Source organism: Gilliamella sp. B3023, assembly GCF_026536845.1.
Lineage (GTDB): Bacteria > Pseudomonadota > Gammaproteobacteria > Enterobacterales > Orbaceae > Gilliamella > Gilliamella apicola_E.
Window position 1 is genome coordinate 1 of record NZ_JAFNNH010000079.1, and the last position, 554, is coordinate 554.

Sequence of the window (554 nt, forward strand, 5' to 3'; positions counted from 1 at the left end):
ATGGTGATTCTGGTGTTACTGCTACAGGTTCTTTAAGTTTATCTATCGTCGATAAAAACAATCAATCTGTATCACGTAGTACCGTGCCAGAGATTTGTAAGGCACCTTATAAGGTTACCTTATCTAGTACTAACGGCACATTATCCACTCGTTACGGTTTTCCTAATCGTAGTGATTTCAGTGCAACTAATGTGACTTATTACGTCAATCCTAAGGCTTCGTCGGTGGTTTGTTTTGTTCGGCCTAATTTAAAAAATGGTAAGCGTGGTGATTGGGAGCTTTACCCATCTATTGATTTTGCTGGTCCGTCTTCAATGTGGGACCCTGCTAATGGTTTTATCCCTCAGTCAACTTCCCCGTCACTTTACGGTAGAAACTTTCCTACTACAGGTCTTAATGGATTGTACTTTGATTTACTCATTAGTGGTGTAAGTCAGCCATTGTCTTGGTCTCCTGTTTCTTGGGGGGGTATCACAGCTACAATGTCTAATCCTACAGCTACAAGCGTACGCGTTACTTTAACTGGTCCTTACGCTACCACATCCCAGCATAAT

The 554-nt window shown here is 41.7% G+C and carries 1 protein-coding gene; it reads left to right on the plus strand.

Annotated elements, in window-relative coordinates:
• A partial coding sequence (locus J3U16_RS12055; protein ID WP_267343225.1) for a hypothetical protein occupies positions 1 to 554 on the plus strand: 554 nt, incomplete at both ends.